The sequence below is a fragment of the Nostoc sp. T09 genome (assembly GCF_002154695.1).
Lineage (GTDB): Bacteria > Cyanobacteriota > Cyanobacteriia > Cyanobacteriales > Nostocaceae > Aulosira.
Genome location: NZ_MTAV01000098.1, coordinates 1 through 25,576, shown reverse-complemented (window position 1 = coordinate 25,576; position 25,576 = coordinate 1). Strand labels below are relative to the sequence as shown.

Genomic DNA, 25,576 nt, shown 5'->3' with positions numbered 1-25,576 from the left:
AAGCAATATAGCAAAATCGCTATAAAAGTCGAAATTTAAATAAAATACGCTGATTTACCCTGAAATATATACATATTAATGCTGACAAAGCAAGCCTTTGATGATGAATTTTAAGTTTTATAAAAACTCCCCTTGATTTTCTAAAAAAATTATGCAAGGCTTAATCTAGTAAAAATACTATAACTTGAGCGGTAAACCGTAGTTTATGGTATTGTAAATTCTAGTACAACGACAATATGCATTGATAAACTGTTCTGATTTCCATCATTGCAGTTAAAAATTTGTTTATTCATTGCGTTATTATCCAAGTTTCTCTGTAGTACGTAAGCTTAAATATTGAGGCGAGTAATTCAATGAGTAGTTACCATTGGCGATCGCAAGATTCATCTACTATCGATATTGATGTTGATCCCAATTTAGAGACAGATGTTCTCGTGATTGGCGGTGGCCCAGCTGGTACTTGGGCTGCTTGGAGTGCGGCATCTAGTGGCGCAAAAGTTGTTTTGGTTGATAAAGGCTACTGCGGTACGAGTGGCTGTGCCGCAGCATCGGGTAATGGTGTGTGGTATGTACCGCCAAATCCGGAAGCGAGAGAAGCGGCGATGGCTAGCCGAGAAGCTTTGGGAGGATTTCTATCCAACCGTGATTGGATGCAGCAGGTATTAAATCAGACTTATGCCAACGTCAACCTATTAGCAGAGTGGGGTTACCCTTTTCCTGTTGATGAAGAGGGAAAACCCTATCGGCGCAGTCTACAAGGACCAGAATATATGCGCCTGATGCGGAAGCAAATCAAACGGGCGGGGGTAACAATTTTAGATAATAGCCCTGCCTTGCAATTATTAGTAGCCGCAGACGGTGCAGTTGCTGGGGCAACAGGGGTTAACCGTCAGACTGGCAAGCAATGGGTTGTACGTGCCAATTCAGTAATCATCGCAACTGGCGGATGTGCTTTTTTGAGTAAAGCACTAGGTTGCAATGTTTTGACTGGAGATGGATACCTCATGGCAGCAGAAGCGGGTGCGGAGATGTCAGGGATGGAGTTTTCTAACGCATATGGCATCTCTCCCGCTTTTTCCTCAGTCACTAAGACTCTGTTTTACAATTGGGCAACTTTTACATACGAAGATGGCACACCTATACCAGGTGCAGGTTCGCAACGAGGACGTTCAGTTATTGCTCAGACTTTGTTGACCCAACCAGTCTATGCCATCTTGGATCAAGCTACTGAAGATATGCAGGCACAGATGCGCAAGGCACAGCCTAATTTCTTCTTACCCTTTGATCGCGCAGGTATCGATCCCTTTAAGCAACGCTTCGCCGTTACTTTGCGTTTAGAAGGAACAGTACGCGGTACAGGTGGGATTCGGATCGTCGATTCTACCTGCGCCGCATCAGTCCCAGGACTGTATGCCGCAGGCGATGCGGCTACCAGAGAATTAATTTGTGGTGGGTTTACTGGTGGTGGTAGTCACAATGCAGCTTGGGCGATATCTTCTGGTTGCTGGGCAGGGAAATCTGCGGCTGAGTATGCCCAGAATATTGGAGAGTGGGGTAGACAACGCCCTGTAGAAGCAGTTGGTGAAGCAGGATTGACAAACGGTAGCAAACACCAGATTAAAGCTCAAGAAGTTATCCGAGCAACACAAGCAGAAGTCTTCCCCTACGATCGCAATTATTTCCGTAACGAACAAGGTTTGACAGCATCATTGCAGAGATTAAATCACCTCTGGAAGGAGATTCGTAGCAGTCAGGCTGGAGATAGCCACAATATTATTCAGGTGCGAGAAGCAGCCGCAATGGTAGCTACAGCGCGATGGATGTACAGTAGCGCCTTGGAACGCAAAGAAAGTCGCGGTATGCACAAACATCTAGACTATCCAGAAATCGATGCCAACCAGCAACATTATTTAGTTAGTGGTGGATTAGATCAAGTCTGGGTGAAAACTGAAGGATTAGGGACAAAGAAAGAATTGGTAAGTGTATCTTCCTGATTATCTTTTTTTCTCACGCAGTTTCAGTCGCGCAAAGGCGCAGAGAGAAAGATAAGAGTTCTTCAACAATGCACCTCATTTCCCAATCTAAAAAATTTACGATTCAAAATTGATCAATAATTCCTTGATGGTATGAGCCTCCAGAAAAATTTGTGAAGTCAATCCAAAATCTAAAATCCAAAATTGTTTGACATGATTGAGTTAGTAAGCGCTTCGCGTTGTATTCAATGTAATATTTGCGTTAACGTTTGCCCAACAAACGTCTTTGATAAAGTACCAGATGCACCGCCTACTATTGCTAGACAAAGTGATTGTCAGACCTGTTTCATGTGCGAATTGTACTGTCCGGTGGATGCTTTGTATGTAGCACCACAAGTCGATCCTCTAGATTCCGTTGATGAAAAATTACTCAAAGAGGCCGAACTTCTGGGTAGCTACCGCAGAAATGTCGGGTGGGGACGCGATCGCACTTCGTTAGCAAAAGAAGATTCCACACACCAAATACTCAAGCAGCTGAAATAACATAAATTTTTTGTTGTCTCCTCCAACTTTTTGCTGTGTCTTTGCGTTTTGTTTACCATGCCTACTTCTATTTCCTTCTTGCCTAAACTACCGACTCTGGCTGTATCTTTGTTATTTCTCAGTACTGCTTGCAGTTCCCATCAGAGTGTTTCCCAAGCTGTACCCAATCCCACGACCACAACCGCAGCTAAAACTACTACCTTGCGTTTGGGTTTTATTAGCAACGGTAAAGTTAAAACACCCATCGGGCCAGCAGGATGGGCAATACATCAAGGTAAACTCTTACCAGAATTGCAACAAATAGGGATAACAGAAATCAAGACACTGAATTTTCCGAATGGGCCTAACCTGAATGAAGCCCTGGTAGCGGGGGTAGTGGATGTAGGCATTTACGGTGATACACCAGCATTGGTAGGCAAAGCTAAGGGTCTTCCTACGCGCCTGATTGCTCAAGAACAAGTAGGGATGAATGCTTGGTTACTGGCAAAGAAAAACGGCCCGCGTTCGATAGCGGACCTTAAAGGGCAGAAGGTAGCGACTTCCAAAGGTTCCTATATGCATCGCTATTTAATTGGATTGTTGCAAGAGTCTGGGATTAGCGATCGCGTCACTGTAATTCACCTCCTACCTAGTGAAGCCCAAGCCGCATTAGAACGGGGAGATGTGGCTGCTATTGCTGCATCTACTGGTACAGGGCCGCTGTTACAAGCAAAAGGGTATCCGGTAATTGATGAAGCAATTAAACATCCAGACTTACGAGGAACAAGCGTAACTGTTGCGACAGAAGCTTTCCTCGCAAAACATCCCGATTTTCCGCAAAAGTGGAATCAGATCAAACAAGCATCTGTCCAAAACATTCAAGCGAACTCAGAGGCTTACTTCAAATTTCATGCTGATGTATCGGGATACCCTCTTGATGTGGTGAAGGCTTCTTTCCCCATTACACAATTCCCCAGAGAACCTTTGCCAGATCAAGGAGTACAACTTTTAGAAGGGACAAAGAAGTTTTTAGTCTCGCAGAAATTAGCCCAGTCTGATTTTCAATTGAATGATTGGATGGTGACGCAACCAAAACAGTAAAAGATTTAAAATAGCAATTCACCCAAAGGTTGCGACTGATGAAAAATCCAAAAGCTATCCTGGAAGAATTCAGCGAGTTAGGCACAAAGCACTATTTCAAACTGACAAATGGGCAAGTTTATCAAGGGTGGATTATGGACATCTTTGACGAAGTGCTTAGTTTTGCAGACTCAGGGCCGCTGGCGGCAGAAAAAAACATTGAGATTGCGATCGCAATGGTGGATTTGGCTACATTATCACACTGGGATGAAACGCAACAGCGTTGGCTTGATTCTCATTGGGATGCTGCAACACAAACATGGTTAAATACTCCTGCCAGCTGATTAACCTAAGCATGGTAAGAGTCATCATATGTAAACGAAGTTAATGATCCAACTGCGTAGGGGTACTCAATAGAGTAAGAGAGTATGAAGCTAATTCTCCCAATAGAAGTTGCTGATGACATTAAACCGCATCTACCTACCGATATAAAATTTATCCGGGCAGATATTGATGGCAATATAGATGGTGATGCTACAGATGCGGAAGTATATTTCAGTTGGCTTTATTATCTCAAACCTACGACTTTACATAAAGTCCTAGACGCAGCGCCTAAATTGCGTTGGCATCAAGCACCAAATGCAGGTGTAAATAACATTCTGACACCACAATATTTAGAACGTGACATCATCTTAACTAACGGTGCAGGAATTCATGCTATTCCCATTGCCGAGTTTGTCATTGCTTATATGTTGTCTTACGCTAAGCATCTGCCAAAATTGTATGAGTTACAAACTCAGAAGAGTTGGCAAAGAGGTTTTAGAAATGAAGAACTGCAAGATAAAACATTATTAATTATTGGTGCAGGTGGAATTGGGCAAGAAATTGCCAAGCGTGCTAAAGCTTTTGGGTTAACAATTTTTGGTAGTCGCCGTAATCCACAACCATTACCCAACTTTGACAAAGTAGTGGGTGCAAATGAATGGAAACCACTTCTGAGTGAAGCTCACTATGTAGTCATTGCCACACCTCTTACCAAAGAAACCAAAGGTATAATTGATGCAGAAGTCTTCAGCCTCATGCGTCCCGATGCTTATCTGATTAATATTGCGCGTGGTGCAATTGTCGATGAACCTGCACTATTAAAAGCTTTACAAGAAGGTGAAATTGCTGGTGCAGCGTTAGATACGGTGTTTACAGAACCACTACCACTAGAAAGTCCTTTATGGACTCAACCGAATATTTTTATTACACCCCACTGTTCTGGCCATTCTCCCAGAACCAAAGAGCGAGCGATCGCACTTTTTCTCGATAATTTTACACGCTATTACAACGGCCAACCTCTACGGAATCTTGTAGATAAAAATGCTGGTTATTAGTTTCTCACAAAAAATACACCTTTAATAAGGTGTACTTTAAAACATCACAAATCTGGTGATAAGATTTGTCTGTAGTAGTTTGCAAGTCAATTCTCTAGTAGTTTGGGTAAAACTGTAAGCGAGCTACACCAAGAGATTGACCTTCTGTGTTCTGATTTACAGGAGCAGCCTTGAGATGAAATAAATAAACCCCATCGTAATTAGGATTACGGTATGGCTTGAGAGCAATTGTTACTGTCTTACCTGCTGGTAAGGGTTGTGCGAACTGGATTGTTACTGAATCGTTTTGATTTGGGTTCCTTACCAAAGAAACTGGCAGATTTTCGCCTGTGCGATCGCTTGTTCCCACAAAAGCACTACTCTGTTTGGCATCAAACTCAATATCTTCGCCGCCTTGTATCTGTGTCAGCGTCACTTGTTGTAGCGGTTTTGCCCCAGAAGCAGGTACAGCGACAGTGAAATAATAAGTTGCTGCTGCAACACTCGTTTGATTATACGTAGTGTTGGCATCAACGGCATAGGTTTTGGCAATAGGCAGCATAAGCATACCAAAACTGAAAGCCAACACAGCTTTAGATAATCTAGAAATATGTTTCATGGCATTGACGGGATGGATAGTTTAATTAGGCTTGAAAATTGGCAAGTCAATTACAAAAGCACCTTCAATTTATAGCCAATTTATGACTATAAGCTGATGCCACTTTTATTGATATGCCAGATGGCAGTCAAGGAATCAACAACGTCAGAGTAATGTATCCGACGCTTGATCGCTTTACTGAAGACTTCATCTTTTCTAGGCTAATTTTCGGATCATGGCAAATATATTCTGGCTTGAATATTGATATTTTTACAAGGGTAATACATCAATAATTAAGGATTTTCTTTCTCGTGATAACACCACTAATCCTATGTCCATATAGGGCTATCAATCAGGAGAAAGATATTTTTATCTGGCATTTAAAGATATGCTTCATAGGCATCTTTTATCTAAAATACAAACCCAATTTTTTAGGACTGTGTTTGATTGCTTATATTTACACGATAAAACTAGGCACATAATAAAAACAAATATTATTTATTCTGAAATCGATAAATTAAAATTATGAAATTATTAATAGCAAATTGGCTAATTCGTAATTCAAGAGTACCAAACGATGAGTATCGGCAAGAACTAATCAAATAACATTCGCAATTGATAGTACTGTTTGAACTTCCTGCCGAGATATCCAGCTTGCCAAGGCGTTGTTGCGTGAATAGGTAAAATTTACCATTTTGCCTATTCACGCAACAACGCCTCTTGTTAGCTTCAAACCATTAATATGAACTAAACTGTATGCGTTTGCCCCTAGTGTCAGCTACGCTATATCAACCCCTAATTATTGATGAGATAGGAGATAAAAAGAAAGGGAATAAGACAGATTATGTGAAACGGCAGTAGGAAACTTGGGAAAAGTAGAGAATGGAATTGTGGCAGTGACATGCAATGGTCTCACTCCCTGAATATCTCGCTGACTACTCCAACTCTATAGTAGGTTGAGTTTCGCTTTAATCATATCAATCCGATGCACTAACTCTGCTTGATTCGTCTTGAGCAGATTCAGTATTCATTTTTGATATGTGTTGTATAGTCAGGACTGAGCAGGGAGCATTGTGGAGTACGTAATTGCTGACACTACCCAAGGCTAACTCACTCCAACCAGATAGACCCTGACGTCCAACTACGATTAGGTCAGCACCCCAAGTGGAGGCTAAGTTACAGATGGTTTGACCAGGATTACCAGGGGATTGGATGAATTCTGTACTCACGCCTGCTAGAGTTGCTTCATCCGTACACGATTGTAGTAGCTCTAGACCTTGCTTTTCCAAAACCTCCCACTGCTGTTGATTGAACTCCAAAGTTCTTTTACTCATCACGGGATATGGATAGTAATCCTGCCTGGGAAGTATAGGTATATTTACTCTCCCCTGTTCTTCACCCGACAGAACATGCAACAGCATAAGGCCGGCCTTGCTCGCTTTTGCTAAAAACAAGGCTTTATCAAAGACATCCTTGGCGGATGCAGAGGTGTCGATTGCAACTAAAATCTTGTGAAACATATAGACTTTCTCCAAACTGTTGTGACTCCATATAAGAGCTGATTTATAAAGGTTCTCTTTAGGCAGCAAGGCGCTTCCACATCAAGCGCACCATTGCCGTTTCGCTCATCAACTCGCTCACGCCTGGTAATAGTTCATAGTCCGTGGCTTGTGCGATGCAACCAGCGAAACCACCCAAATGTACACTCGACAACCCAAGTTTGGGCAACACCTGAAATTATGCTTCGGTTCGCTTGATAATTTCAACTTTGGCATCACAAAAGAGCAAAAATGCTTGGGCGAACTTCTCCTTACTGTAGCCCTAGTCTACACAAATCACAACTAACATAGATCAATCGGAGTCTCCAGCAATCCTACAATTGCGCCCAATCGCTCAAGTCCAATACCTTTTAGTATCTGTAAAATTAGTTCTAAACCCAAAGCTCTTAACTTCTCTACATCCCAAGATGATGTTGTTAAGAAATGATGTAGCCTTTGATGGTTATCTAATCCGACAATTGTTGCTACTTCTGGGAGGCTTTTCCGTTTTAAATCAGAAATACATCCTTCCTATATGTAGATACTTAAATGCTTCAAAAAGCCTAACATCTGAAAACAGCTTTTTATACAACAAACAATATTCGTCCACAAAGTTGATGGTTTGTACGGGTAAACGAGGCTCTACCATACTCTGTATCTTCGTTCGATGTTCTGTAATTTATTATACTATCGGCAAATTTACACAACAGGGCTAATAACCCCTTATTCCCTAACGTATCTTTCAAAAAGATTGTCCGAGTAGGCTGATGCGCGCCTACTGTTCTCTACGTTACAAGCAATTAAGGCCGCGTTAACTCTTTTTAAATTTTGGCTATTCAGTATGTTTAAGGAAGTAGAAGACGAAAGCTTACTAAAAAAGATTCCTCTCCCCATTCAGGAAATCCCAGAGGATAGGGAATTAACACAGACAGTAATTCCTCCCACAAATCGGACTATGAAACTTTCCAAACCGCAAATTCGCACAAGTCTTAGGGCATTAACTATCGAGAGTCTCTTCGCTGCGGTTTTTTACAGTATCATCGGTTCAGCGTTGCTCAGTAATTTCTTGCTGGATCTGGGTGCCGGTGCAGTAGAAATTGGTTTGCTCGCTTCTATTCCTCAGTTGGTAAATTTGCTCCAACCGCTGGGAGCTTATCTAGTAGACCGAAGTACTAGCTTCCACTGGTATTCCATGAGCATTTTCATCCCGGCGCGGCTACTGTGGATAATTCTCGTGCCAGCGATATGGTTAGTCAGCTCATCTAACCATATCACTAAGCACCAAGTGGTGCTGTTGACATTGGGAATTATGTTAGTGGCTAATATCATTGAAGCTTTCGCCCGTGCTCCCTGGATGTCCTGGACGGCTGTGTTAGTACCTGGGCGGCTGCGGGGGCGGTATTTTGGCTTTCGCAATAGTGTTCTCAGTTTGATGAATCTCATCGGTGTGCCGTTGCTGGGTTTAGCAGTATCGATCTGGCCTAGTGGAACGCTCCAAGGCTACGGTGCAATCTTGGTTCTAGGAATTGCGGTTGGGCTGCTTAGTCAGGGCTGTCAGTTCTGGATGAGCGATGTGAACCCACAGCTTTTAAAAGTCGTGGATTCAGAGACACCCCAACCATACCGCAGCGGGATACATCTTCGCTTCCTCAATGACCCCAATTTTTTGAAGTTACTGCTTTACCTTGCCATTTGGTGCTTTGCCGTTAACGTCAGCGCTCCCTTCTTTAACCTCTACATGCTGGATGACCTGGATATAGATGTCAGCGTAGTAACAATCTATAACGGCTTAGGAGCTGGTGCTAACATGCTGCTGCTGATTTTCTGGGGCAAACTGTCTGACCGGATTGGGAATCGTCCCATCATGTTATTAGTAGGAATCTTGGTGGCGGTGACGCCTCTGTTGTGGCTATTAGCTGGAAATGATTCAATTTCCGTTTGGGTCTGGTTACCCTTCTTACACGTGCTGGGATCTGGGACGTGGGCGGCCATTGACCTGTGTACCAACAATCTGATGATGGGAGTGGCACCGGTAACTAATCAGTCCACTTACTTCGCGATCGCAGGGGCGGTTGCTGGTGTCACTGGAGCAATGGGAATCACCGCTGGTAGCTTTCTCGCGACTCTGCCTGGTGCCGGTGGCTTACTGGGAGTGTTTATTCTCTCAGGCATCCTACGGACGGCTGCTCTCCTGCCCTTGTTTTTTGTTCAGGAGCATGGTTCTGTGCCTCTGGGTCAGCTTTGGCGAGTCCTATTCCCAGTCAAGCAGCAAAGAGTACCGATTTAACAATAATATTGAAGACCACTAAATCAAAGATTTAGTGGGGACACAGACCCAAATACTCACCACCCAGTTACACTCAGAGGTCAATTAACTGTTGGAGTAATTGATGTCGTTGCCACCTTGATGTTGTCACGGGACAGGTTGCTGGCCCTAGTTGTGGCAGTTGAAGCAGTTTTTTCGGCTCAAGTTGGCATTGAGCCGAGGTGTGCGACGTGAAAGTGTGCATCTGTGCTGAATGCCAACTTCGACTGCTATAAACCTCGACCTCGCAAGAAAAGCGAGCAGCATTGGCTTCTGAAACTCTTGGCATATATAGCTTTTGATCAAGCCAGAAATACAGTTACTTAGTTTTTGCTTGTGCGATTCGATGTCGCACGTTGTAGAGTGAGTCTCTCAGAAAGACTCTTAGCAAGTGTCCAGTGCCAGTACCCGCCCGAAGGGGCAACAGGAGTAATCCGGTTGTCTCACAGCTAGAGGGTCAAGTATACCAAAACCTGTCAGCCGTCATGATGGGAAGGGTGTTAGGGTAAAGCCAACATGGTTAACGCAAGTGAACCCTTGACGAGGCATCGTGAAGTAAGACTGTTGGAATTTGATATCTACGGCAAAGTTGCGTTGACAGGTGAGCCAAAACGCTTTACGGATCGTGCCGAGTCGATGGGACGGTGGTTTGATGTTTTTGCCTTCCGGATCGGTGAGCCACACGAGTGCAAGGTGGCGGTTCTATTTAAGGACATCAGCGCGATCGCTTTTCGTAATCCAATTTCTTGGGTGCGTTCAGTTACGGAGATAAGCATGATATTCATGATACCAATACCACCCACAATTAAAGAGATAGCAGCGATCGCTGCCAACATAATTGTTAATCCACCAGTGATTTGACCAACTGTTTGTAAAATCTCTTTCTGAGAGTTGATAGTAAAATCATCTTCACCAGTGATTTTGTGCCGTAAGCGTAGTAAATTAGTAATTTGAAACTGGGCAGCATCTACACTCTGGGCGTTACGAGATGAAGCAGCAATGTAATCGAGAGATATACCATAGGGAGAATTTCTACCGATAATGCGGTTGGCTGCGGTAGTTACTGGTATCAAAGCCGCCTCATCATAGTTGGTTCCGATACGAGAGCCTTTGCCTTTGAATACGCCAATGACTTGAAAACTACTATTTTTAATTCGCAATTGTGCGCCGATTGGGTTGAGATTACCAAATAATCGTTGTGCTAAATCTTCACCCAGAACAGTGACTTGGTTTTGACGCTTTATATCTATAGTCTGTAAAAAATCGCCCTTGGGCAATTTTAAAATCTCGCACTTGGGGAAAGCTAGGAGTTGTACCAATGATGCTGGCATTAGTGTTGCGATTTAGGTAATTAACTGACTGTCTGCCATTCAGTTCCGGAGCAACTCCCGTTATTGATGGCACTTGAGTAGCGATCGCTTGAGCATCTGCTAAGACTAAATTCTTGGAGATATCGGTACTGATGCGTCGAGTTTCTTGATTACCTGGAATAATAAAGAGAATGTTAGGGTCTAAAGACTCTAATTGCTGACTGACAAACTTTTGCCCTGCTTCACCAACACCAATCATGGCAATCACTGAAGCATTACCAATCACAATACCCAACATTGTCAAGGCGCTACGTAATCTATTAGCTAGCAGGGTTTTGCCTGCCATTTGCATATTTTCTAAGAAATTCATTGTTGTTTTTTCGCCTGTTCACGTTGATAGTCTTGGGGTGGATTTAAAAATATGCGATCGCCTGCGCTGACTCCTGATAAAATCTGCGTTTTAGGCTTTTTAGAGTTACTTTAACCAACTATGTAAAGTTTTGTATCGGCATTCAACATTTCTGGATTTAGTGCAATCCGTGATTAGCGATTTCCAACCTTTGATTCAGCAAGCAAACGCCACAGTAACATATACGATTTCCACTGATTTACCCCTTATAAATGCCGATACGCTACATCTGCGGCGAGTGTATGAAAATTTACTGTTAAATGCACTGCGATATAACCGACCAGGAGTTAGGCTGGCATTAAATGCTGTTGAAGAAAATGTTAAACAACAAATCCGTTGCACTGTTCAAGATGATGGTGTAGGGATGACGCAACAGCAATGCGATCGCTTATTTGATCTCTACACTCGTGGCCCTAATAATCGTCAATCACTCGGTTTAGGCCTAGGACTCTACATCTGTCGGCAAATTGTCACGGCTCATGGAGGAAAAATCTTTGATTTAAGAACTCGTAGCTCAGAGTCAAAAACTCGTTCTGACATCCTTGAATATTCGTCTCTATTGCCGATGTTGAACTAACCAGTAATGTACACAGATCATCACAATCGCGGGTGGCAGCATCAACATAGGGATGATATCCAACCCAGCCCAGTTCGCCGCCCAGCCCACTCCCGTTGGCACGAGCGCCGCTCCAAAACTGGCGGTACTGGTGGCAAAACCTACTGCCGCAGGCACGAGCGATTCTGGCACTCGTTGTGGAATCAGCCAAATTGTGGCGGGGAAGATAGCGGCTAAGGCAAAGCCAATCAACGGTAAACTAATCCACTGAGCAGGTAAGAGCCACCAGGCTACCAGACTAATCATTAGCAAACTCAGGGATAGGCTGATGGTGCGAACGGCACCCAGTCGGTTCAAGCAGTAACTCAAGCTGAAACGTCCAATCGTCAACCCCATCCAATAGGCACTGACACTATATCCTGCAATCAGTTCAGGTGTGTGTCGGGCAACAGATTGTACTGTGTATGCCCAGTTACCAACCGAGGCTTCAGTGCCCACATAGACGAGCAAGAGCAGCCCAGTTAGCAGCACAATAGGATGGTGGAGCGATCGCCGCAAATTTCCCACCGCAGTCGTATCGGATGTCGTTACCTTTGCCATCATGGGCTGATAGCGCCAGAGAATAACGCTGACAAGACCTATTACCAACACACTGACCACACTCGCCAACACCAAATACACCTGCCGCCAATTCATCCCAACGGCTAACAGTGTCGTTGCCACCGCAGGTCCTAAAAGTGCGCCAATGCCATAGAAGGCATGGAGCGAACCAATCAGGTTTGCACTACGCGAATCCTGCACGATGTAGGTGTTGATGCCTGCATCAATTAATCCAATCCCCAGCCCCAGCAAGGTTCCCGCAACGACCATAATGAACCAGTAGGCGGACAATGCATAAATGAGCAGCGCAGTTGTCAGGGCACAAGCAGCAATCAGGAGCATTCGCGCTAGTCCTAAACGGCTACTGACCAGACTACTGCTGAAAGCAGCGACAATGTATCCACTAATTTGGCTGACAAACAGCAGCGTGACTGTTGCCGGAGTTAGTTGGTAAGTGGACAGGATGGACGGTAACAGCACCCCTAATCCAGCTTCGGCAATGCCAATGGCGATAAAAGCATAGAAGGCGATCGCCACTCCAATCCAATGGGATGTCAAGTAACGTTGCCGCCATCGCGCGAGTTTACGTTGATCGCATTTCATCGAAAAACTCCGGAAGTGAAATCTGACTTTTCACGGTTTTTAATCAATTTTAGGGACGATCGCTTGTCCATAGACCACAAATCCCAGCGCTAAGGTTCGTCTTAACTTGCCCCCAAAGATTGTCTTGAGTCGATGATTAGGTATCGGATTATCATTTTCATTTAAGCTATTTTGAGTATTTTAACTGATTGACAAAAATGCAATTATCTTAAATCTTACGGATGGGGTTAAGTTGGCGCTTAACTCATGGATTTTGCGTGGTGCCATTTGAAGAAAGTTGCCAAACTGGTTTATTGGACATTTTAATCTTGGAGCATAAAGTTTGTAAGCTATGAACCTGTTGCAGTCACTGCGTCGCTCTGGACAATCCGTTTGGCTTGATGGGTTTGAGCGAAGCTGGGTGAGCAGTAGTCAGTTGCAACAAGCCATTGAAGAGGATGGGTTAAGGGGCGCACAATCAAACTTTGACGCATTGAACCTTGCCATCCAGGTACATGCGTACGATCGCGACTTCACTATACTGGCGCAGCAAGGGATGAGCCGGAATGCTCGATCAGACTATGACTATTTGATTGTGCGAGATCTACAATTAGCGGCTGATTTGCTCAAACAAGTCCATTCTCAGACTCAGGGATGCAATGGCTATGTTCAAATTGCTCTTCCGCCTGATGCACTGCTTGCACCTGAAACAGCGATCGCAGCAGCCAAAGACATCTGGCAATCAGTGGGATGGAGTAATTTGTTGTTGAGAATCCCAGCGACTCAATTGCTGCTACCAGTGATTGAACATCTAATTGGCAATCGTATCAATGTTAATGCAACGTTAGTGTTTTCTCCAAGCATGTATGAGCAAGTATTCGATAGTTATCTCAGAGGGCTAAAGAGCCTGATTCAGCAAGGAAAATCGGTGAGCGACGTTGTTTGTTTTACAAGTGTTCTCATTGGTCGTTTGGATAGAGCGATTGATCCACTGATTACCGATACAGAAACATCTTTCAGTGTGATGCAAGCCAAACTTCTGTACCAGCATTATCGAAATCTCTGCCAAAGTGAACGCTGGCGATCGCTCCCTGAAGGGGTAAAACCGCTGCGTCTGGTATGGGATTGCACAGATATTCCGCCTGAATCCGCGTGGCGCTATATTCAGACTCTAGTGGCTCCTGAAACCGTGATGATGCTGGAGCGGTCAACGCTAGAGAAGTATCGTGAGGTTTCTCTACTGTCGGTGAGGTTGACAGAGCATGAACAAGCTGAACAACATGTGACAAACGGATTGTCAGAAAGATCTTTGGATGAACGAGTTGACCAACTTGTGAACGAGGAAATGGCGCGATCGCTCAACGCCTTTCAACAGTTGCTAGTCACAATCGAGCACAAGCGAAGGCGCTGAAGCTGGATGTGCATCGCTTCAATGGTCAATTGCTCCTAACGCTTTCAGGGTAGTTCTTTGAGCCTCTGTCAACCCGGTTGCCCCTTGAATATTCATACCTTCATACAGCCGATCGACTCTTAGCGTTTTGAGGCAATCTCCTGTTGTCGGATTCCACAGCTTAATGGTTTCATCCTGACTACCACTGACCAAAATCGGATCTGCATCGGATGGCAGGCTAACGTCAACCGGACTAAACTGAACAGAACAGACGCGGCTGGTGTGCCCTTGCAGGACTTTCTGGCAAGTACCGTCTCGGGCATCCCATATCCGGATAGTTTGATCGTCACCGCCACTGGCTAGGATACGACCATTGGGGCTGAAGGCGAGGGAGCGAACGCCATTGGTATGATCGTGTAACGTTGCCAAGCACGTTCCGTCTTGCACATTCCAAAAGCGAACTGAGCAGTCCAGGCTACTCGTCGCTAGAGTTTGACCATCAGGACTGAAGGCAGCGAACAAAACCCAACCCGTATGCCCTTGCAGGGTCCTGATGCAGGAGCCATCTCGCACATTCCATAGCCGTACAGTTCGATCGTTGCTGCCACTGGCAAGGGTGTATCCATCCGGGCTAAACGCAACGGCCCAAACCCAACTCGTATGCCCTTGTAGGGTTCTGAGGTAGGTGCCATCTCGCACATTCCATAGCCGCACGGTTTGATCATTGCTGCCACTCGCAACCATTTGACCATCGGGACTAAACGCAACGGACAAAACCCAACCCGTATGTCCTTGTAGGGTCCTGAGGCAGGCACCCTCTCGTACATCCCATAGCCGCACGGTTTGATCATTGCTGCCACTCGCAACCATTTGACCATTCGGACAAAATTCTACTGCCCAGATCCAATTTGTATGTCCTGGCAGATCCTTTGAGCAAGTTTCTTGTTGCACATCCCATAGCCGCACAAGGGCATCATAACTGCCACTGGCTAGCATGGAGCCATCTGGACTAAAGCTGACTGAAGTGATCCCACTGGTTTGCCCCTGAAACGTCTTGAGGCAGGTGCCATCCTGGACATCCCACAATCGAGCTGAAAGGTCTGCACTGCCACTCGCGAGGGTTTGACCATTTGGATTAAAGGCAACGTCCCAAACACAACTGCTGTGACCTTGTAGCAGTTTGAAGCACGTTCCATCCTGCACACTCCACAACCGCACGGAGGCATCCTCACTACTACTAGCAAGGGTTTGACCATTAGGACTGAAGCTGAGTGAGGTGACCCAACCCGTATGCCCTGGCAGTGTTTGGCGGCAGGTGCCTGTCTTGACCTCCCACAGGCGAACGGTGCGATCGTCACTACCGCTGGCTAGGGTTTGACCATCCGGGTTGAAGGCAACTGCCCTCACCCAACGGGTATGTCCTTGCAAGGTTTTGAGGATGGTACCGCGATCAACACTCCACAATCGGATTGAGGAGTCTTCGCTGCTACTCGCCAGAATCTGTCCATTGGGACTAAAGCGGACTGAAGTGACCCCACCCGTGTGACCCTGCAAAACTGCCAGGCAGGTTCCGTCATGTGCATTCCAGAGCCGAATTGTTTGGTCATCACTGCCACTCGCCAGCATTTGACCATCGGGGCTGAAGGCGATCGTCCAAGCTCGTCTGGAATGCCCCCGCAGTGTTTTGAGACAGGTGACTGGGAGATGGCTGGAATCATCCACCTCAGCCAGGTTTGCAGGATTGGACTGCTCAAAATCGATGCTCTGCACATCCCACAACCGAATCAACGAGTCATGGCTACAACTGGCTAGAGTTTTGCCGTCAGGACTGAAGGTGACAGCCCAGATCCAGCCCGTATGTCCTTGCAAGGTCAAAACCTGTTGACCATCGACCACGCGCCACAGGCAAATCTTACCGTCCAAATCGCCGGTTGCCAGTAAGCTACCATCTGGGCTAAAGCTGACTGACACAACGCTACTTAAGGTCTCTGTAAACACAGAGGTTGCCAAATCAGCGTTGCGAAAATTGACCCCTGCCAGGTTGACCTGTCGTAAGTCGGCTTGCCATATGGCTAGTTCCGAAAAGTCACAGCCTCGTAACTTGCTTTGCAGATGCACCAGCAGGTTGAGAAGATTACCAGCCATGTAGTCTGGCAGAGGTGCTTGCTGCTGTTGCTGTTCCAACATATTTTTCAACTGCTGCTCAATTGCTGATGAATTGCCAAACTGCATCAGCAATTGTTCGGCGATCGGCTCAACAATTAACCGCTTCTGCATCTCTCGCACGTAGTCTTTTGCCTGAGCTTTGAGCAGTGCATGGCTTCTAAGTCGCTCTGGCGTCTGGCTGGCAATTTCTCCAGAGACGCACTGCACGAACTGATCAGTCGCACACTCCAGCACCACAGGCTGGAGAAAGAACTGCTCACCCTCTTCAATCAGCGTAGGCGCAGCCTTGTCGATTAAACATCGCCGCAACAAGGACTGCATGGCATCTGGCAATCTGCGCTTGGAAGCCTTGGTTGCAAGATCCCCACTCAACTCGAAAAGCGAGACGGGTTCCCGATTAATGGCTAACCAAAAGAGCATTTCCTGCTCAACTTTCGATAGGCGATCGAACTGGTGCCGGAGCAAGTCTCGAATATCATCAAAGACTGCTAACCCCTGCTGCACATAGTTCAATATTTCAGCAATGCTGCCACTAAAGAGGTCTTGGGTTGTGGCTGCCAGCATCTTCAGCGCCAGGGGGTTGCCGCTGTAATGGGTAACTAATCGCTCCCATTCTGAATCTGTCCCCACAAATGCCCCTTTATAGAGAAATAGTTCTCGTCCTGCTTCTGGGTTCAGTCCTTTCAGCAGGAGTGTTCTGACTGATTGCTGCTTCCCTTCCAAAGGCACAATCTCTCTAGGCTTTTCGCGACTGGTGAGCAGCAAACAACTCTGATGGGGGACTCCCCCAATCTCTTTGAATAGCTGACCATATCCCTCATAGCCTGCTCGATACTGTGCTGGTTGACCTGCACTTAGGATTGTCTCGACATTGTCCAGGATCAGCAAACAGTGCTTTTGACGCAACCCCTCCACCAGCTTCAGCAGTCTCCCATCCAGGCTACTCGGCACAGCAATGTCCTCTCCCTGTGCCCGCAATAGAATCGGCAATACTGTCTCTAACCACTCTTCAAACGGTGGGGCATTTTGTAGCGATCGCCACACAACCACCTCAAACTCGGTTTGAATCTGCTGCACCAGTTTGGCAGCCAGGGTACTTTTGCCGATCCCACCAATCCCCAGCAGCAGCACGAGGCGGCACTGTTCTTCTAGCACCCACTGCTCAAGACACAACAGTTCTTCACTGCGTCCGCAAAAGGTCGAGGTATCAATGGCGCTACCCCAAGCGGGCGGCTCTGATTGGATGATCTCCTCCGCTGCTTCAATGGCAGCACTGGGGCGTAGATAATCATTCCGGCTCAATTCTAAGTTAAAGGCTCGGAACGCCCACTGCAACGATTGTTTGTCTACGGGTTCTGAGCGCCCTAATACTTTTGAGATCGTGTTCAGGGACAAGCCCATGCGTTCATTGAGTTCTTCTAAAGTGAAGCGCTCGCCTGCATTCTCATTGAACTCAGCCTGGATTTTGGCAGCTTGAAGCTTGTTCCATCCCTGGGCAGTCAGGATGACCCCTCTGTAGCGCCTAGTCTTGTGCAGTGGCATCACAGTCACCTAGAACCAGAACAGAGCCTAAGCAAAGTATAGGTGCTTAACCTCAAAAGATCAATAGAGCTGATTTTGAGAGGTCTCATGACGGATTAAGTTGCACTTAATTTAAGTACTAACTTAGTAAACTTGACTGGTTAAAATTAGGCAAACGCCGAAAAATAGGGACAGTTCTTTACAAGCCCCGACTTGCGGGCTACAAACTAGGAGGTTCGGCATGAAGATTGTGGTTATTGGCGGCAGCGGACTCATCGGCACAAATCTCGTGAACAGGCTGCGCCAGCTTGGACATGAGGTAGTAGCGGCATCACCCAGATCGGGCGTCAACACCATCACCGGTGAGGGACTCGCGGGCGCACTTGCAGGCGCTCAGGTTGTTGTCGATGTGGCGAACTCACCTTCGTTCGAGGACAAGGCGGTTTTGGAGTTCTTCGAGACATCCGGTCGTAACCTGCTTGCCGCCGAAGCGAATGCTGGTGTGGGACATCACGTAGCGCTGTCGGTTGTCAATGCCGATCGCTTGCCTGACAGTGGCTACATGCGGGCAAAGGTTGCCCAGGAGAAGCTGATTAAGGATTCCAAGATTCCCTATACGATCCTCCGTGCAACGCAGTTCTTCGAGTTCCTGAGTGGCATCGCCCAATCGAACACCGACGGACAAACGGTTCGCTTGTCACCTGCCCTGGTGCAGCCGATCGCGTCGGATGATGTGGCTGCCGTACTAACCGATCTCGCAGTCGAGGCACCCCTGAACGGCACGATCGAGGTGGCTGGTCCTGAAAAGTTCCGTCTCGACGAACTCGTCCAACGATTCTTGATCGCAAACAACGACACACGCAAGGTAATCACAGACATCCACGCCCGCTACTTCGGCATAGAGCTCAACGATCACTCCCTCACCCCCGGCGACAATCCGCGCATCGGCTCGACAAACTTCGATCAGTGGCTCGGTCGCCAACGTAACGCGGCATAGCCGACACTCGTTCATCCCATGACTCTTAACGTTTGCTTCCTGCCCGTTGTGACGAAGATGACGGGCGGGAGGTAGCCTCGCCGATCCCTATCGGTTCGTCATTCTGCGCTAGGCGATCGACAAACAGGTCGGACTGCGCGGATTTGAGAACCTGGCGCGATTCGTAAACCGCTTGAACGTCTATTCGATTTGAGATGAGGGCATCATACGGCGGATTTGTATCCACGAATTTGTATTCAAAGGAGAACCCAAATGTTCACTAGATTTCTCCACGGAGTTGCATTCGCAGCACTCTCCATATTCGCAGCTTTTTTTGTATTCACAACACTCCCTGTATTCGCAGCTTCAGCCGATGACGTGTCTACTGATAAGTCCAAGATAACGCTGGTTTTTGATCACGCCCTTCCGAATGTGCCCGGCAAGAGTATGAAAGGCGTGCTGGTCGAATACCAGCCGGGTGGCTCGAATCCTGCGCATACCCATCCAGGCTCAGCTTTCATCTATGCAACAGTCCTGGAGGGTGCGATTCGTAGCAAAATCAATGATAATCCGGAGCAGGTGTATCACGCTGGTGAGAACTTTTTTGAATTACCTGGCAATCATCATCTTGTCAGCGCAAATGCCAGTGATACTCAACCCATGCGCATGCTAGCTGTCTTTGTCGTCGATACCGATGAAACGAATCTGGTCACGCCCGACAAAAAGTGAGACGTAAAATCGGACATTAGAAAAGGAACGATCGTGTCACATCCCTGATTTGCCCAATCACTCGAAATGCACTGGCGGGGAGTCATGCCGCTGTGTCCCTTTGCTGGATCTTGGAGGAGAGCGATGTCAGAGATCCAGACAGTGCAGACCAACCGTGACCTGAACGGTGGGGAGTTTTTATCGCTTCCTCCCCTTTATTGCCACCAACGGCAGGCGAAACCCTGCATTACTAGAGGTCAAAGGTGGCGATCGCTCAGGCCATGCCCACCTGTTTTGCCCTCACTCCAGGCTGATTTGCAAATTCCAGACGTTTTGAGTGACGGAGGTGCGATCGCCTTAATGCTCAATTGCCCCTAACGCTTTCAGGGTAGCTTTTTGAGCCACTGTCAACCCGGTTGCCCCTTGAATATTCATACCTTCATACAGGCGATCGATCGTTAGCGTGCTGATACAACGTCCTGTCTTTACATCCCATAGTTTTATCGCGCGATCGTAACTGCCGCTAAGTAGGATTTGACAGTTGGAGCTAAAGAGGACTGACGTGACCCAACTGGTGTGTTCGCATAATGTTTGGAGGCAGTGTCCCGTTTGCAAATCCCACAAGCGGATGGTTTGGTCATCACTGCCACTTGCTAAGATTCGACCATCTAAACTGATGGCAAGCGTCCACACAACTCCCGTATGTCCCTGCAATAGTTTCAGACATGTTCCGGTTTGCAAATCCCACAAGCGAATTGTTTGATCGTGGCTGCCGCTTACCAATCGTTGACTACTGGGATCAAATGCCAGCGTGAAAATAGCACCCGTATGTCCCTGCAATACCCTCAAACATTCTCCAGTTTGCACATCCCACAAGCGAATGGTGTCATCAAAACTACCACTTGCTAACCATTGACCGCTCTTATCAAACGCAATCGCGAGAATACCGCTCTCGTGCCCGCGTAACACCTGCAAACAATGTTGTGTCTCCACATCCCATAGTCGCACAGTGCAATCATAACTACTGCTTGCCAAAATCTTTCCCCCCGGACTGAACAACACTGTCCAGATGGATGCGTTGTGCGCTGACCACTCGTCGAAATGCCCGGTTTGAATATTACACACAGCGATCGACTCATCATGTCGATTAATCGCCAGCGTTTGACCATCGGGACTAAAGCTGACGTTACTTAATGATGAAATCCCACGGATCGGGCTGGAAAAAGTTTTGTAGGGGTGAAGTCGTGGCAGATTGCTATCTAGCTGCAAACGCCACAACTGAATCGTTTCATTCTGACCACTACTGGCAAGCAATTGATCGTCCGAACTGAGGCTCAGGGAGTGAAGCCCACCAGTATATCCACGCAATGTTTTTAGGTTTCGTCCGCTTTGCAAATGCCACAGCCGCACCGTATGGTCTTTTCCTGCACTCACCAACAATTGACCGTCGGCACTGATGGCAAGCCCGTGAACATCATGCGTATGACTGTCGAGCACATAGATGGATTGCCCATCCTGGACACTCCAAAGACGCAGAGTGCCATCGCGACTGGCACTGGCTAACAAACGTCCATCCGGGCTAAAGGCGATGTCCCAAACCCAATCGGTATGTCCCTTGAGCACCTTGAAATTGAGCTTTGACGATGGATCTCTAACGAGATAACCGCTCCACAGTCGAATTGACCCATCACGACTGCCGCTAGCAAGCAGTTGACCATCCCGGCTGTAGCACACACACTGAACCCCGCTGATATGCCCCTGTAAGACACTCAGGCAGTTCCCGTTGCTCACATCCCAGATCCGAATGGTTGTATCATGACTGCTGCTGGCTAAGGTCTGCTGATCGGGAGCGAAGTGGGCGGCATAAACACTCTGGGTGTGCCCTTTCAAGACACGGAGACACTGCCCTTGCAAATTCCACAAACGCACGGTTTGGTCGTCGCTGCTACTCGCTAATTGCTGACCATCGGGACTAAAACTCACTGACCAAACACAGCTTGTATGCTCTGTTAGCACCTGCAAGCATTGCCCACTTTGGACATCCCACAAGCGCACCGAACTATCAGTACTGCCGCTGGCTAACGTTCTGCCATCCGGACTAAAGGCGACGGACCAAACCCACCCTGTGTGACCTTCAAAGGTGGCTAAGAGTTGGGTTATGGTGATGTTCCAGAGATAGATGTTGCCATTGGAAGCCCCAACTGCGATGACCTGAGCGTCTGGACTCAGGTCAATCGACATGGCATTACTGAGTGTTTCTGAAAAGATGGATTTGGCTAAATTGGCATTCTGAAAATTGACTCTTGCTAAATTGACCTGTCGCAAGTCGGCTTGTTGCACTACGAGGTCGGAAAAATCTGAGCCGCACAAATCAACTTGAAACTGTACCAGTAGGTTAATCAGGTTGCCTGCCACATATCCTGGTTTTTTCCCTTGTTGCATCAATAAGTGCCTTGCTTGTGCCTCGATCGCTGTCACACTGCCAAAGCGAGACAGAAGCCGCTCCATCACGGGTTGCATAATTAGGCGTGTCTGAATCTCTCGAATGTAATCTTTTGCTTGTACTCGCAATAAGGGATGCGTTTGCCAAACGTTAAGCTGCTGCGTCTCAAATTCGATGCAAATTTGCTGCACGAATCGCTCTGTGACATATTCCATCACAACGGGTTGCAAGAAGAATAACCCATCGTTTTTTTCAATGAGCGATCGCCTCAGTAGTGAGTTGATCAGATTGGGTACACTTTGTTGAGCAGCAGGATCAACCACGTTCTCTCGAATGTCTGAGATCGAGACTGGCTCCCGATGAATTGCAAACCAGGACAGTATTTTCTGTTCAGCTTCCGAGAGGCGATCGTACTGACGAGAGAGCAAATCGCGGATGTCTTCAAAAACAGCCAATCCCTGACTGAGATAAGGCAACACCTCTGTAATGCTGCCGTTAAACAAATCCTCAATTGCGGCTGCCACCAGTTTCAATGCCAGAGGATTGCCACCGTAGTGGTGGATTAAAGTCTCCCATTCGGCTTCTGAACCTGTAAACGCTCCTTTTTGCCGAAAGATAGCGCGTCCGTCATCAGGTGACAATCCATGTAAGAGCAGCGATCGCACTAGCACCTGTGCACCTTCCATCAGTGCTATTTCGCGAGGCTTTTCTCGACTAGTGAGCAACAAGCAACTTTGGTGAGACGTTTCACCAATGGCTCTAAGCAACTGTCCGTAACCTTCATAGCCTGAGCGCCATTGTCCCACTGGCTCACGCTGCAAAATAGTTTCAGTATTATCCAGAATTAATAAACACCGACGCGATCGCAGATATTGGATCATTTTGGAAATTTGCTGATCGAGCGTGGTGGGAATGATCGGATCTTCCTCATAAAGCGGCATGAGAAACTTCAGCAGGCTCGACAGGAGTTCATCCAGTGGTGGTGCATTAGCCAGGGAGCGCCATACGACAATCTCAAATTCTGTCTGCATTTGCAGCGCAGCTTTGACGGCGATCGTACTTTTGCCAATGCCCCCAATGCCCAATACTCCAACCAGACGACAGCGCTCAGACACAACCCACTGCCACAGTTGCGTTAGTTCTGCCTCACGCCCATAAAACACCGAGGCATCGACCGCCGTGTCCCAGTCCTGTTGGGGATTTGTCCATCGGCTCTCGGTCTCTTCAGATAAGGCAGGGGATCTGAGGTCTGTTTTCGTCAATTCCAGCCCAAACGCCCGGAAGAGATATTCTAATGACTGACGATCAACCCCCAGTTCGCGCTTGAAAATGCGAGCGAGGGTATTGAGGGAGAGTCCGGTGCGATCGCTGATATCTTCCTGGGTGAAGCGCTTACCCCAGGTTTCGTTGGATTCCGCCTGCTGTTTTGCCGTCTGCAACTTTTGCCACCCTTGAGGCGATAGGATGACTCCTCGCACTCGAAAAGAAGTGGAGCGACCTCGTTCAGATTTTGATGGGTTGGAATCCATAGATCAGCCGATGGTACAAGGGACAGAGCGAATCTTTTCTTGAAATATCGGGCGTTTCTTCAATCAACAACTGACGGGGAGTTTCAGCAACACAGATTGGCAAGCAAATGATTCCATTTTCGTCAAAGTATACCAGGTTTTATTGCTTGTGGCTCACTTAGGGTGGCGTTACTCAAACACAGAACAATTAAATTGCGTTTTAACTCAAAGAACTTGAGTGTTTTGTATTGGGCGATCGCGCTCAGAATGAAAAGTAACCAATCTGAACATCAAACCCACCAACCTAAAGCAGGGCTGTTTCATTCGCTAAAAGGCTTGCAAATGCAAGGGTTCAGGAGATAAAAAATAAGCTTGGCATTCAATCCTAGGCATCGAAATGGTCACCAATTCATGACTTTTACCATGATATTTATCGCCAATCATATTGACAAAACACCTACCATTACGAATGAAACAGCCCTGCCAACCTAAAGGAGATCAAGATGAGTAGCAATCACGTAAACAGTCAAAACATGAAACTCGAAGTTGTGGTATTGCCTGTCTCCGATGTTGATCGGGCCAAGGACTTCTATAAAACGTTGGGGTGGCGACTGGATGCCGACTTTGTCACCGATGAGAACTTCCGGGTGGTGCAATTGACTCCTCCTGGCTCAGAGTGCTCCATCATCTTTGGTAAAGGAATTTCGTCAGCTACGCCAGGTTCGGTTCAGGGTTTGTACCTCATCGTTTATGACATTGAGGCAGCCCGCGCCGAACTCGTTGATCGCGGTGTCGAGGTGAGTGAGGTGTTTCACGACATCGGCGGGATCTTCCCCCACGCTGGAACCGAGGGACGAGTACCGGGTCCCGATCCGGAACGGCGCGACTATGCCTCCTATGCCTCGTTCAGCGATCCAGACGGCAACAGTTGGGTGCTTCAGGAGATAAGGGTGCGGAAGCCCGGACGGTAATAGGACATCGATCAACGCAATGTAGTGCCGTACTAACCAATAAGCTTTAGAGGATTTACAGATGAAGATTTTTGTTGCTGGGGGAACAGGAGCGATCGGTCGCCCAACGCTCGACCAATTACTTGCCAGAGGACACAATGTTGTCGCGCTGACCCGCACCCAAGAAAGAGCACAGTCCTTAGCGGCACAGGGAATCGAACCGGCGATCGCGGATGTATTCGACCCAGAGTCAGTTAAAGCGGCTGTCATTCGCGCTCAACCAGAGGTGGTGATTGAACAACTCACCGCTCTACCCAGAACTTACACTCGCGAATCCATGAATGCGACAGCGGCTCTGAATACGCGGATTCGGTCAGAGGGAGGAGGCAATGTGCTGGCGGCAGCAAAGGCAGCAGGGGTGCGCCGTTTCCTGAAACAGTCGATGGCCTTCTGGGGAATTCCCGGTGCTGGATTGGCAGATGAGGAAACACCGTTATCGCTTGATGCCTCCCCTGCCGTTGCCGCGGATGCTCGCCTCGTTACCGAGACTGAACATCGTTTACTCCAAACGCCTGATCTGGAAGGAATCGCTTTACGCTATGGTTTTTTCTACGGACCCGGCACCTGGTTCAACCCGGATGGCGATGTGGGGCAACAGGTGCGGCAGCAACAGTTTCCAATTGTGGGCAATGGGGATGGTGTCTGGTCGTGGATACACATTGAGGATGCCGCAATGGCCACCGTTGCCGCCGCAGAGCAGGGCAATCCTGGTGTTTATCTGATTGTGGATGATCAGCCTTTAGCGGTGCGCGACTGGCTGCCTGCGTTTGCTCGAGCGCTGAATGCTCCACCCCCACCACGGATATCGGTTGAGGATGCTCTCAAAATGGAGGGTGGTGCGGACATTGTTTACTACCAGACTCAGATGCGAGGCGCATCGAATGCCAAGGCAAAACGCGAACTGAATTTTCAGCCGCGACTGTTGGAATGGGTGGTTGATACCGCCATAGCTCACGCTAACTAATACCAATTTAAATTGGAGACAGGGCAGATAAGGTAAACTGAGAATTGTTGTTTAGATAC

At 47.3% G+C, this 25,576-nt stretch carries 20 protein-coding genes and 3 pseudogenes; 14 read left to right on the top strand and 9 right to left on the bottom strand.

Annotated features, from left to right (window positions below):
• Nucleotides 1–353: 353 nt before the first annotated feature.
• The 5 genes from BV372_RS20025 (at nucleotide 354) to BV372_RS20005 (ending at nucleotide 4,954) form a co-directional block, all read left to right on the top strand.
• Entirely contained in the window at nucleotides 354–1,994 is a 1,641-nt protein-coding gene (locus BV372_RS20025; protein WP_086688251.1) for an FAD-dependent oxidoreductase, read from the top strand.
• A gap of 192 nt (nucleotides 1,995–2,186) precedes the next feature.
• Nucleotides 2,187–2,516, top strand: a complete 330-nt coding sequence (locus BV372_RS20020; protein ID WP_086688250.1) for a ferredoxin family protein — start codon at nucleotides 2,187–2,189, stop codon at nucleotides 2,514–2,516.
• Between the two features lie 57 nt (nucleotides 2,517–2,573).
• Nucleotides 2,574–3,596 carry an ABC transporter substrate-binding protein gene (locus BV372_RS20015; RefSeq protein WP_086688249.1) on the top strand — a complete coding sequence of 341 codons (1,023 nt, stop codon included), beginning with the start codon at nucleotides 2,574–2,576 and terminating at the stop codon, nucleotides 3,594–3,596.
• A 38-nt stretch (nucleotides 3,597–3,634) separates the two neighbouring features.
• Nucleotides 3,635–3,919, top strand: a complete 285-nt coding sequence (locus BV372_RS20010) for a hypothetical protein (RefSeq protein ID WP_086688248.1) — start codon at nucleotides 3,635–3,637, stop codon at nucleotides 3,917–3,919.
• A gap of 84 nt (nucleotides 3,920–4,003) precedes the next feature.
• Nucleotides 4,004–4,954: a D-2-hydroxyacid dehydrogenase gene (locus BV372_RS20005; protein WP_086688247.1), complete on the top strand. Its 951-nt coding sequence runs from the start codon at nucleotides 4,004–4,006 to the stop codon at nucleotides 4,952–4,954.
• Between the two features lie 94 nt (nucleotides 4,955–5,048).
• Here the strand turns inward: BV372_RS20005 and BV372_RS20000 are convergent, their stop codons facing one another.
• Entirely contained in the window at nucleotides 5,049–5,552 is a 504-nt protein-coding gene (locus BV372_RS20000) for a DUF2808 domain-containing protein (protein WP_086688246.1), read from the bottom strand.
• 774 nt (nucleotides 5,553–6,326) lie between these two features.
• Between BV372_RS20000 and BV372_RS35320 the strand changes: the two are divergent.
• Nucleotides 6,327–6,445, top strand: a pseudogene (locus BV372_RS35320) (IS701 family transposase); the annotation flags it as partial.
• Nucleotides 6,446–6,508: 63 nt separating this feature from the next.
• On the opposite strand, the gene BV372_RS19995 reads toward BV372_RS35320, so the two are convergent.
• The 3 genes and pseudogenes from BV372_RS19995 to BV372_RS19990 form a co-directional block, all read right to left on the bottom strand.
• Nucleotides 6,509–7,051: a universal stress protein gene (locus BV372_RS19995; RefSeq protein ID WP_086688245.1), complete on the bottom strand. Its 543-nt coding sequence runs from the start codon at nucleotides 7,049–7,051 to the stop codon at nucleotides 6,509–6,511.
• Nucleotides 7,052–7,109: 58 nt separating this feature from the next.
• Nucleotides 7,110–7,262 (bottom strand): hypothetical protein, encoded by a 153-nt coding sequence (locus BV372_RS36510; protein WP_179198163.1) that lies wholly within the window; start codon nucleotides 7,260–7,262, stop codon nucleotides 7,110–7,112.
• Nucleotides 7,263–7,435: 173 nt separating this feature from the next.
• A pseudogene (locus BV372_RS19990) lies at nucleotides 7,436–7,718 on the bottom strand (IS701 family transposase); the annotation flags it as partial.
• A gap of 192 nt (nucleotides 7,719–7,910) precedes the next feature.
• Between BV372_RS19990 and BV372_RS19985 the strand changes: the two are divergent.
• Nucleotides 7,911–9,356 carry an MFS transporter gene (locus BV372_RS19985; protein WP_086688244.1) on the top strand — a complete coding sequence of 482 codons (1,446 nt, stop codon included), beginning with the start codon at nucleotides 7,911–7,913 and terminating at the stop codon, nucleotides 9,354–9,356.
• A gap of 73 nt (nucleotides 9,357–9,429) precedes the next feature.
• On the opposite strand, the gene BV372_RS35315 is transcribed toward BV372_RS19985, so the two are convergent.
• Entirely contained in the window at nucleotides 9,430–9,663 is a 234-nt protein-coding gene (locus BV372_RS35315; RefSeq protein WP_143845210.1) for a hypothetical protein, read from the bottom strand.
• A gap of 433 nt (nucleotides 9,664–10,096) precedes the next feature.
• A pseudogene (locus BV372_RS19980) lies at nucleotides 10,097–11,054 on the bottom strand (ABC transporter permease); the annotation flags it as partial.
• Nucleotides 11,055–11,223: 169 nt separating this feature from the next.
• Between BV372_RS19980 and BV372_RS19975 the strand changes: the two are divergent.
• Nucleotides 11,224–11,670 (top strand): sensor histidine kinase KdpD, encoded by a 447-nt coding sequence (locus BV372_RS19975; protein ID WP_179198162.1) that lies wholly within the window; start codon nucleotides 11,224–11,226, stop codon nucleotides 11,668–11,670.
• Here BV372_RS19975 and BV372_RS19970 read toward each other — a convergent pair.
• Nucleotides 11,650–12,852, bottom strand: coding sequence for a sugar MFS transporter (locus BV372_RS19970; protein WP_086688242.1), 1,203 nt, complete (start codon nucleotides 12,850–12,852; stop codon nucleotides 11,650–11,652). The two genes, BV372_RS19975 and BV372_RS19970, sit on opposite strands and share 21 nt — an antisense overlap.
• A gap of 331 nt (nucleotides 12,853–13,183) precedes the next feature.
• On the opposite strand from BV372_RS19970, the gene BV372_RS19965 reads away from it, so the two are divergent.
• A complete protein-coding gene (locus BV372_RS19965; protein ID WP_086688241.1) occupies nucleotides 13,184–14,242 on the top strand; it encodes a transaldolase family protein in 1,059 nt (352 codons plus the stop codon).
• A gap of 18 nt (nucleotides 14,243–14,260) precedes the next feature.
• Here BV372_RS19965 and BV372_RS19960 read toward each other — a convergent pair whose 3' ends face one another.
• A complete protein-coding gene (locus BV372_RS19960; RefSeq protein ID WP_086688240.1) occupies nucleotides 14,261–17,929 on the bottom strand; it encodes an NB-ARC domain-containing protein in 3,669 nt (1,222 codons plus the stop codon).
• A 220-nt stretch (nucleotides 17,930–18,149) separates the two neighbouring features.
• Between BV372_RS19960 and BV372_RS19955 the strand changes: the two genes are divergently transcribed.
• The 3 genes from BV372_RS19955 (at nucleotide 18,150) to BV372_RS35310 (ending at nucleotide 19,970) form a co-directional block, all read left to right on the top strand.
• Nucleotides 18,150–18,905 (top strand): SDR family oxidoreductase, encoded by a 756-nt coding sequence (locus BV372_RS19955; protein ID WP_086688239.1) that lies wholly within the window; start codon nucleotides 18,150–18,152, stop codon nucleotides 18,903–18,905.
• Nucleotides 18,906–19,157: 252 nt separating this feature from the next.
• Nucleotides 19,158–19,613, top strand: a complete 456-nt coding sequence (locus BV372_RS19950) for a cupin domain-containing protein (RefSeq protein ID WP_086688238.1) — start codon at nucleotides 19,158–19,160, stop codon at nucleotides 19,611–19,613.
• Nucleotides 19,614–19,736: 123 nt separating this feature from the next.
• Nucleotides 19,737–19,970, top strand: coding sequence for a hypothetical protein (locus BV372_RS35310; protein ID WP_143845207.1), 234 nt, complete (start codon nucleotides 19,737–19,739; stop codon nucleotides 19,968–19,970).
• Here BV372_RS35310 and BV372_RS19945 read toward each other — a convergent pair.
• Complete coding sequence (locus BV372_RS19945; protein WP_086688237.1) at nucleotides 19,950–23,564, bottom strand: WD40 repeat domain-containing protein; 3,615 nt, start codon at nucleotides 23,562–23,564, stop codon at nucleotides 19,950–19,952. The genes BV372_RS35310 and BV372_RS19945 overlap by 21 nt on opposite strands.
• Before the next feature lie 512 nt (nucleotides 23,565–24,076).
• On the opposite strand from BV372_RS19945, the gene BV372_RS19940 reads away from it, so the two are divergent.
• Together BV372_RS19940 and BV372_RS19935 are read left to right on the top strand one after the other, a co-directional pair.
• Complete coding sequence (locus BV372_RS19940) at nucleotides 24,077–24,514, top strand: VOC family protein (protein ID WP_256973336.1); 438 nt, start codon at nucleotides 24,077–24,079, stop codon at nucleotides 24,512–24,514.
• A 61-nt stretch (nucleotides 24,515–24,575) separates the two neighbouring features.
• Nucleotides 24,576–25,517 (top strand): NAD(P)-dependent oxidoreductase, encoded by a 942-nt coding sequence (locus tag BV372_RS19935; RefSeq protein ID WP_086688235.1) that lies wholly within the window; start codon nucleotides 24,576–24,578, stop codon nucleotides 25,515–25,517.
• Nucleotides 25,518–25,576 lie beyond the last annotated feature (59 nt).

What these genes read in the sequence shown, in the direction of transcription:
- BV372_RS20025 (WP_086688251.1), top strand. Translation starts at nt 354, where the DNA reads ATGAGTAGTTACCATTGGCGATCGCAAGATTCATCTACTATCGATATT.
- BV372_RS20020 (WP_086688250.1), top strand. Translation starts at nt 2,187, where the DNA reads ATGATTGAGTTAGTAAGCGCTTCGCGTTGTATTCAATGTAATATTTGC.
- BV372_RS20015 (WP_086688249.1), top strand. Translation starts at nt 2,574, where the DNA reads ATGCCTACTTCTATTTCCTTCTTGCCTAAACTACCGACTCTGGCTGTA.
- BV372_RS20010 (WP_086688248.1), top strand. Translation starts at nt 3,635, where the DNA reads ATGAAAAATCCAAAAGCTATCCTGGAAGAATTCAGCGAGTTAGGCACA.
- BV372_RS20005 (WP_086688247.1), top strand. Translation starts at nt 4,004, where the DNA reads ATGAAGCTAATTCTCCCAATAGAAGTTGCTGATGACATTAAACCGCAT.
- BV372_RS20000 (WP_086688246.1), bottom strand. Translation starts at nt 5,552, where the DNA reads ATGAAACATATTTCTAGATTATCTAAAGCTGTGTTGGCTTTCAGTTTT.
- BV372_RS19995 (WP_086688245.1), bottom strand. Translation starts at nt 7,051, where the DNA reads ATGTTTCACAAGATTTTAGTTGCAATCGACACCTCTGCATCCGCCAAG.
- BV372_RS19985 (WP_086688244.1), top strand. Translation starts at nt 7,911, where the DNA reads ATGTTTAAGGAAGTAGAAGACGAAAGCTTACTAAAAAAGATTCCTCTC.
- BV372_RS35315 (WP_143845210.1), bottom strand. Translation starts at nt 9,663, where the DNA reads ATGCCAAGAGTTTCAGAAGCCAATGCTGCTCGCTTTTCTTGCGAGGTC.
- BV372_RS19970 (WP_086688242.1), bottom strand. Translation starts at nt 12,852, where the DNA reads ATGAAATGCGATCAACGTAAACTCGCGCGATGGCGGCAACGTTACTTG.
- BV372_RS19965 (WP_086688241.1), top strand. Translation starts at nt 13,184, where the DNA reads ATGAACCTGTTGCAGTCACTGCGTCGCTCTGGACAATCCGTTTGGCTT.
- BV372_RS19960 (WP_086688240.1), bottom strand. Translation starts at nt 17,929, where the DNA reads ATGCCACTGCACAAGACTAGGCGCTACAGAGGGGTCATCCTGACTGCC.
- BV372_RS19955 (WP_086688239.1), top strand. Translation starts at nt 18,150, where the DNA reads ATGAAGATTGTGGTTATTGGCGGCAGCGGACTCATCGGCACAAATCTC.
- BV372_RS19950 (WP_086688238.1), top strand. Translation starts at nt 19,158, where the DNA reads ATGTTCACTAGATTTCTCCACGGAGTTGCATTCGCAGCACTCTCCATA.
- BV372_RS35310 (WP_143845207.1), top strand. Translation starts at nt 19,737, where the DNA reads ATGTCAGAGATCCAGACAGTGCAGACCAACCGTGACCTGAACGGTGGG.
- BV372_RS19945 (WP_086688237.1), bottom strand. Translation starts at nt 23,564, where the DNA reads ATGGATTCCAACCCATCAAAATCTGAACGAGGTCGCTCCACTTCTTTT.
- BV372_RS19940 (WP_256973336.1), top strand. Translation starts at nt 24,077, where the DNA reads ATGAAACTCGAAGTTGTGGTATTGCCTGTCTCCGATGTTGATCGGGCC.
- BV372_RS19935 (WP_086688235.1), top strand. Translation starts at nt 24,576, where the DNA reads ATGAAGATTTTTGTTGCTGGGGGAACAGGAGCGATCGGTCGCCCAACG.